At 62.0% G+C, this 7387-nt stretch carries 9 protein-coding genes; 2 read left to right on the forward strand and 7 right to left on the reverse strand.

The window, feature by feature from the left end; genetic code table 11:
* From EN935_RS15160 to fabA, 4 genes are all read right to left on the reverse strand, one after another.
* On the reverse strand, positions 1 to 531 hold a 531-nt coding region (locus tag EN935_RS15160; RefSeq protein ID WP_164771142.1), incomplete at its 3' end, for a GGDEF domain-containing protein.
* 206 nt (positions 532 to 737) lie between these two features.
* On the reverse strand, positions 738 to 1550 hold the full coding sequence (gene fabI / locus EN935_RS15165) for an enoyl-ACP reductase FabI (protein WP_109666399.1): 813 nt from the start codon (positions 1548 to 1550) through the stop codon (positions 738 to 740).
* 13 nt (positions 1551 to 1563) lie between these two features.
* Positions 1564 to 2784: a beta-ketoacyl-ACP synthase I gene (gene fabB / locus EN935_RS15170; protein ID WP_126067599.1), complete on the reverse strand. Its 1221-nt coding sequence runs from the start codon at positions 2782 to 2784 to the stop codon at positions 1564 to 1566.
* A gap of 36 nt (positions 2785 to 2820) precedes the next feature.
* Entirely contained in the window at positions 2821 to 3336 is a 516-nt protein-coding gene (gene fabA / locus EN935_RS15175) for a 3-hydroxyacyl-[acyl-carrier-protein] dehydratase FabA (RefSeq protein ID WP_013527885.1), read from the reverse strand.
* 243 nt (positions 3337 to 3579) lie between these two features.
* Here fabA and irrA point away from each other — a divergent pair, with 243 nt between their 5' ends.
* Entirely contained in the window at positions 3580 to 4011 is a 432-nt protein-coding gene (gene irrA / locus EN935_RS15180; RefSeq protein ID WP_024503471.1) for an iron response transcriptional regulator IrrA, read from the forward strand.
* A gap of 436 nt (positions 4012 to 4447) precedes the next feature.
* On the opposite strand, the gene EN935_RS15190 is transcribed toward irrA, so the two are convergent.
* Entirely contained in the window at positions 4448 to 5008 is a 561-nt protein-coding gene (locus EN935_RS15190) for an SH3 domain-containing protein (RefSeq protein ID WP_126067601.1), read from the reverse strand.
* A 159-nt stretch (positions 5009 to 5167) separates the two neighbouring features.
* Here EN935_RS15190 and EN935_RS15195 point away from each other — a divergent pair, with 159 nt between their 5' ends.
* Positions 5168 to 6169, forward strand: coding sequence for a D-glycerate dehydrogenase (locus EN935_RS15195; protein WP_109666410.1), 1002 nt, complete (start codon positions 5168 to 5170; stop codon positions 6167 to 6169).
* A gap of 173 nt (positions 6170 to 6342) precedes the next feature.
* On the opposite strand, the gene EN935_RS15200 is transcribed toward EN935_RS15195, so the two are convergent.
* On the reverse strand, positions 6343 to 6831 hold the full coding sequence (locus EN935_RS15200; protein ID WP_127262817.1) for a GNAT family N-acetyltransferase: 489 nt from the start codon (positions 6829 to 6831) through the stop codon (positions 6343 to 6345).
* Positions 6832 to 6835: 4 nt separating this feature from the next.
* Positions 6836 to 7387 (reverse strand): ThiF family adenylyltransferase (locus tag EN935_RS15205; RefSeq protein ID WP_127373411.1); only part of this gene is annotated, 552 nt, incomplete at its 5' end.

Raw genomic sequence — 7387 nt, forward strand, 5'->3', positions numbered from 1 at the left:
CCCTGAAACCTGGTTGTCAGGGAGCAGAATCGCGAATTCACCGGCACCGATGCGTCCGATCAGCGCGCGCTGCGGCATGCAAGTCTTCAGTCGCTTGGTGAAGGCGCGGATCAGCTCGTCGCCCTGGCTGTAGCCGATGGCATCATTGATCTGCTTGAAACGGTCGATGTCGATATCGATGAGGAACATCGGCTCGCCGGTCCGGCTTGTCGAGCATGCCGCCTCGGCAATCTTGCCGACCATCGCCGGGCGCGCCAAAAGGCCCGTCAGCTTGTCGAAATGGGTTTCCGTGAAGACGAAATCCACCGATTCGTCGACGCCGGCGAAGAAGGACATCGCGGCGACCGACGCCGCCAGTGCGCAAAGAGCGGCCATCACCGCGACCATCATGTCCGTGGAGATGCCGGCGAAGCCATCGCCGAGACCGAGCTTCAGGCCCCAGAGTCCGAGGACGAAACTGCCGAGACCCGAACTCGCTATGGTGAGCAGTCGGAACATCGGTGTTCGCTTCGGGTTGCTGACGGTGGACATTGAAAGATCCCCAGAGTACGGGGCCTTTTACCGGATATGTCCTTAAAATGCGTTTCCGCGAATGCGTCCAATTTTATTGGAGCGAAAGTATTTCTTGAGCGGGTTAAAGCGCGTCGCGTCGAAATGGGTTCAGTCGGGGCATTTTAAGCTTTTGTTTTATAAATGTCGTTGTCCCAAAACCGCTGCGCACTTTTGGGCGACATGCATTAGTCTCGCCCGCCGTCGGTCTGCTTCAATTCGTCGAGCGTCGGCATGGAAACGATGTGATAGCCGGAATCGACATAGTGGATTTCGCCGGTAACGCCGGAAGACAGATCGGACAGCAGATAAAGCGCGGAGCCGCCGACCTCGTCGATGGTCACCGTGCGGCGCAGCGGCGAGTTGCGCTGCTGGTAGGAGAACATGTGGCGGGCGTCGGAAATGCCGGCGCCGGCGAGCGTACGCACCGGTCCAGCCGATATGCCGTTCACCCTGATGCCGCGCGGACCGTAGTCGTTGGCGAGGTAGCGCACACTGGCCTCCAGTCCGGCCTTGGCGACGCCCATGACATTGTAATTCGGCATGACGCGGACCGACCCCGCATAGGTCAGCGTGATCATCGATCCGCCGTCCTGCATCAAGGCGGCCGCGTGGCGGGCGATCTCGGTGAAGGAGTAGCAGGAGATCACCATGGTGCGGACGAAATTGTCCCGGCTGGTGTCGGCGTAGAGGCCTTTCAGCTCGTTCTTGTCGGAAAAGCCGATGGCGTGGACGACGAAATCCAGCCCGCCCCATTCCTTGCCCAGGGTCTCGAACGTGGCGGCGACCGAAGCGCTGTCCTCGACGTCGCACGGCACGACCAGCGAGGCGCCGAGCTTGTCGGCCAGCGGCTTGACCCGGCGTCCGAAGGCATCGCCCTGATAGGTGAAGGCGAGTTCCGCCCCGTGTTCGGATAATTTCCGGGCGATTCCCCAGGCGATCGAATGATCGTTGGCGACACCCATGACAAGCCCGCGCTTGCCCTTCATCAATCCGTCCATGGCCGGCAAATCCTTATGCGGAATAGCGCTGGAAAACGAGCGTGGCGTTGGTGCCACCGAAGCCGAACGAATTTGACAAGACAGTGTCGATCCTGGCGTCGTCGATGCGCTTTCGCACGATCGGCATGCCCTCGAATTCAGGGTCGAGGGTCTCGATATGGGCGCTTTCGCCGATGAAGCCGCCCTGCATCATGAGGATCGAGTAGATGGATTCCTGGACGCCGGCCGCACCCAGCGAATGGCCGGTCAGCGATTTCGTCGAGGTGATGTACGGCATCTCTGGGCCGAACACCTCGCGGATCGCGCCCATTTCCTTGGAATCGCCCACCGGCGTCGACGTGCCATGGGTGTTGATGTAGTCGACCGGCGTGGACACCGTGGCCAGCGCCTGGCGCATGCAGCGGACCGCGCCTTCGCCTGAAGGGGCAACCATGTCGTGGCCGTCGGAGGTCGCGCCGTAGCCGACGATCTCGGCGTAGATCTTGGCGCCGCGCGCCTTGGCATGCTCCAGCTCTTCCAGCACCAGCACGCCGGCGCCGCCGGCGATGACGAAGCCGTCGCGATTGGCGTCATACGCGCGCGAAGCGGTCGATGCCTTGTCGTTGAATTTCGACGACATGGCGCCCATCGCGTCGAAGAGGTCCGACATCGTCCAGTCGAGATCCTCGTGGCCGCCGGCAAAAACCATGTCCTGCTTGCCCCACTGGATCAATTCGTAGCCATTGCCGATGCAATGCGCCGAGGTCGAGCAGGCCGACGAGATCGAGTAGTTGACGCCGTGGATCTTGAACCATGTGGCAAGCGTTGCCGATGCGGTCGACGACATCGCCTTCGGCACCGCAAACGGACCGATGCGCTTGGGACTGCCGTTCTTCAGCGTGATTTCGGCCGCTTCGACGATGGTGCGGGTGGATGGTCCGCCCGATCCCATGACGATGCCGGTGCGCTCATTGGTGATGTCGCTCTCGCCGAGGCCCGCATCTGCGATCGCCTGATCCATGGCGACGTGGTTCCAGGCCGCACCCTGGCTCAGGAAGCGCATCGCACGGCGATCGATCATGGCCGATGGATCGAGCGTCGGCGCTCCCCAGACCTGGCAGCGGAAGCCGTGTTCGGCGAAGGAATCGGAGAAGCTGATGCCGGATCTGGCGTCATGCAGCGAGGCTTGCACCTCGTTGGCATTGTTGCCGATCGACGACACGATGCCGAGGCCTGTGACTACGACACGTCTCATTCGCAACTCCTTCCAGGGGGCGGGCCGGGACGCCGGTCAGCCGACCGCCGACTGCTTGGACAGACCGACTTTCAAATCCGTTGCCGCGTATATGGGTTCGCCATCTGCCTTCAGCCAGCCATCGGCGATGCCGAGCACCAGCCGACCTCGCATCACGCGCTTGAAGTCGATGCCATACTCGACCTTCTTCACCGAGGGCGTCACCATGCCCTTGAATTTCACCTCACCGGTCGACAGCGCCATCCCCTTGCCGGGTTCGCCGAGCCAGCCAAGATAGAAGCCCGTCAATTGCCACATGGCGTCGAGGCCGAGGCACCCCGGCATGATCGGATTGCCGATGAAATGGCAGGCAAAGAACCACAGATCCGGCTTGATGTCGAACTCCGCGCGGATGAAACCCTTCTCGAAGGCGCCGCCCGTCTCGCTGATCTCGGTGATACGGTCGAACATCAGCATGGGCGGATAGGGAAGCTGGGCATTGCCCGGTCCGAACAGTTCGCCGCGGGCGCAGGCCAGCAATTCGTCGTACTCGTAGCTGGATTTACCCGCCATCAATCTCGTCCCCATATCGTTTCGGGCTATCGGGTGCCCTTGTCGTTGGTTTCCTAACACAATCTGTTTCAGGCCGGAAACCGGCGTTTGCGCTTAACCTGCTCGTCTGCCTGGGTCAATGCGCGCTATTGATCGCATTCGGACGACAGAATATATGTCCTGAGAGGTCCGGTTTCGGCAGACGTTCATTTTTTTGCCATTCTGGGCGTGTCTTGGGGCGGAACTGTGGGGTTCGACGAGAAGATGGACCTGGACGGCCGGAAGGAAAATGTCGCTGTGGACAAGCGGGTCCGTGAAGCCGGCCTGAGGCCGACGCGTCAGCGCATTGCGCTGGCAGACCTGCTTTTCGCCAAGGGCGACCGCCATTTGTCGGCTGAGGAACTGCACGAGGAGGCGGTTGCCGCCGGCGTGCCGGTTTCGTTGGCCACCGTCTACAATGCCCTTCACCAGTTCACCCAGGCGGGACTGTTGCGCATCCTCGCTGTCGAGGGCGCAAAGACCTATTTCGACACCAACACGTCCGACCACCACCATTTCTACATCGAAGGCGAAAACCGCATATTCGACATCGACAGCGGTCCGGTGACGGTTGCCAACCTGCCGGAGCCGCCGGAAGGGATGGAGATCGCCAATGTCGACATCGTGGTGAGGCTGCGCCCCAAACGCCGCGAATGATCGGCCAGGCCAGAATCATCTGTCGGGGATGAAATCCGTCGATCTCACAATCCGGCTCGAATGGGCGTTTGTGGCTGCTGCTGCCGTCGTTTTCTACGGTTCGGCCAGCATGTCCTGGTGGCTGTTCGGATTGCTCATCCTGGCGCCGGACCTGTCGATGTTCGGCTATCTGGCGGGGCCTCGAGTCGGTGCTCTTGCCTACAATGCCTTGCACATCCTGATCGTGCCGGTGCCGCTGCTGATCGCCGGGTATATGTCCGGCAATGCGACCGCAATCGCGGTCGCGCTGATCTGGGTCGCCCACATCGCCATCGACCGTGCGCTGGGCTACGGCCTGAAGCTGTCGACCGGCTTTCAGGACACCCATCTCGGCCGTATCGGGCGCCAGAACCACGACCGCGAATCTTCAAAAGATCGCGCTCAAAGGGTCAAAAGATTAGTCCTTGACCCGTTCGCCGGGATAGGCGCCCCAGACGATCGACTGGGCAAGCCAGCCGGTGTGGCCGTCGAACGTCATTTCGCACCACTGACCGTCGCAGGATTTGATCGTGCCCATCACCCCCGGCTCGACCATCGCGACCACCCTTGCATCCTTGTCGGGGCTGTTGAGAAGGTTGATCTGCGCGCCCTTGCCGCGCTGCCATGGTGCGACGATTGCCGTGCGTCGGCCGGAGAGCAGCGACTGGTTGATCCAGCCTTCCGAACCATCGGCATCGCGCACGCGGCGCCATGTGTCGAATTCCTGGATGATCTCCATCGGCAGGCCGGCCTTCATATACATCCAGTCGACCGAGTAGTTGGCGCCGGGGCCGACGCGCGAGTTGACGCGGCCGGATTTCAGGCTGACGAATCGCGGCAGCGGCAGGCCGCTCGGCCCGAGCGTGACGACGCTCTGGGCAGGTGCTGCGGCACTCTGCGCGGCCGCAAGCGGAGAATAAAGCAAAGCGCCGAGAAATGCTGCACTGAGGGTCAGGCGAAGCGACGCGAAACCAGACACTTTCATTCCTTTCGGCGCTTGCCCATCGGCCTCGGCGCCCCTTTTTCTTTGTCTTCGGCGGCACCGCTTGTTACATGGGGTAATCGGCACCGCGACCGGCTTTCAGTTTCGCCGGTCTTGGTTAAAGAGGTCTCAACGAGATCGGGGTACGAGGAAACAATGGCAGGCAAAAAGAAGCCTCTCGTCGTCATCACGCGAAAGCTGCCCGACCCGGTCGAGACCCGCATGCGCGAACTGTTCGACGCAAGGCTGAATGTCGAGGATAGGCCGATGACGCAGCCGGAACTGGTTGCGGCGGTCAAGGAGGCCGACGTGCTGGTGCCGACGGTGACGGACCAGATCGATGCGGCGTTGATCGCCCAGGCCGGCGACAACCTCAAGCTGATCGCCAATTTCGGCAACGGCGTCGACAAGATCGATGTCACCGCCGCGGCCAAGAGGGGCATCACCGTCACCAACACGCCCAATGTCCTGACCGAGGACACCGCAGACATGACCATGGCGCTGATGCTGGCGGTGCCGCGGCGGCTGGCGGAAGGCGCCAATGTGCTCACCGGCGACAAGAAATGGGCCGGCTGGTCGCCGACCTGGATGCTTGGCCGGCGCATCTGGGGCAAGCGGCTGGGCATTGTCGGCATGGGGCGCATCGGCACCGCCGTCGCGAGGCGGGCCAAAGCGTTCGGTCTTTCCATTCACTACCACAACCGCCACCGCGTGCTGCCGGCCGTGGAAGACGAGCTGGAGGCGACCTATTGGGAGAGTCTAGACCAGATGCTGGCCCGCATGGACATCATTTCGGTCAACTGCCCGTCGACGCCGGCGACCTTTCATCTGCTTTCGGCGCGGCGGCTGGCGCTGCTGCAGCCTACCGCCTATGTCGTCAACACCGCGCGCGGCGACATCATCGACGAGGAAGCGCTGGTCAAGCTGATCCAGGACGGCAAGATTGCCGGCGCCGGTCTTGACGTCTACGAGCACGAGCCGGCTTTGAACGGCAAGCTGCTGAAGCTCGCCGCCAAGAACAAGGTCGTGCTTCTGCCGCATATGGGCTCGGCGACGCTCGAGGGCCGCATCGACATGGGTGAAAAGGTGATCATCAACATCCGCGCCTTCGTCGACGGCCATCGCCCGCCGGACCGCGTGCTGCCGCTCAGAACTTGACGCTAGAGCATGATCCCGAAAAGTGGAAACCGGTTTTCTCGGACAAACGGAAACCGTTTGTCCAGAGATCATGTTCAAACGAACAGATACAGATAGAGCCCATCCCGATTCAATCGGGATGACAGGTTCTATCGCGGCGCAACATTTTTCTGCCTTGAAACGAAAGGTCAAGCTTACGCAAGAGCCTTGCGCATGGTGATCGAGGTCGCCCTGTCGTAGCCTTCATGCGCCGTCCGCTCGGTCTCTTGAAAGCCGAGGCGAGCAAAGGCTGCATGGTTTCCGGTCAGTTCGACTCGCGTCTGAAGCTCAATGGCGGCCTTGCCGCGGCTGCGGGCAAGGCCTTCGACCGCCTGCATCAGCCGCCGGCCAATGCCTTGTCCCTGGCAGTCCGGAGCCACGGCGAGCTTGCCGACATAGAATTCCGCGACCCTTTCAAGGGCAAAGACACAGCCGACGATCCTGTCGCCCTCGAGCGCCACGAAGCCGGTCTCCCGCCGCGCCTTGTCCCGCAGGCTGTCGGCGGTCAGCAAGTGGGCCGAGGAGGGCGGGTCGATGACGCCGTCCATCGAGGCGAAGGCACGCATGATCAATGCGAGCACATCGTCCCAACGGTCGAAGCCGGCCACTATCTGTGTGATGGGGACGGCGTCGCTCCGCTCCACGGGGTCAGTTTCTCTTGTAGCGGATCGTGTCGAAGCGCGCCGCCAACGCATCATAGAGCAGCAGCCGGCCGACCAGCGGTTCGCCAATGCCGGTGACCAGTTTGATCGCCTCCATCGCCTGCAGCGTGCCGATGACGCCGGTCAGCGCGCCAAGCACACCGGCTTCGGCACAGGACGGCACCAGGCCCGGCGGTGGCGCTTCGGGAAACAGATCGCGATAGCCTGGGTTGGGCTTGCCGTCCTTGCTGTCTTCGAATGGCTTCAGCACCGTGACGGAGCCGTCGAAGCGTCCGACGGCGGCATGCACCAGCGGTTTCCCAGCGCTCGCGCAGGCATCCGCCACCGCATAGCGGGTTTCGAAATTGTCCGAGCCGTCGACGACGATGTCATAGGCGGCGACGAGGGCAGGTGCATTGTCCGGGTTCAGCCGGATTGCGTGCGTTTCAACCTTTGTGTTTGGATTGATGCGGGCGATTGCCGCCTTGGCGCTATCGGTTTTCAGCATACCCACAGTGTCGGTGCCGTGAATGACCTGACGCTGCAGGTTGGACAGCGA

It is taken from the genome of Mesorhizobium sp. M7D.F.Ca.US.004.03.1.1 (genome assembly GCF_003998635.1).
Classification (GTDB): domain Bacteria; phylum Pseudomonadota; class Alphaproteobacteria; order Rhizobiales; family Rhizobiaceae; genus Mesorhizobium; species Mesorhizobium loti.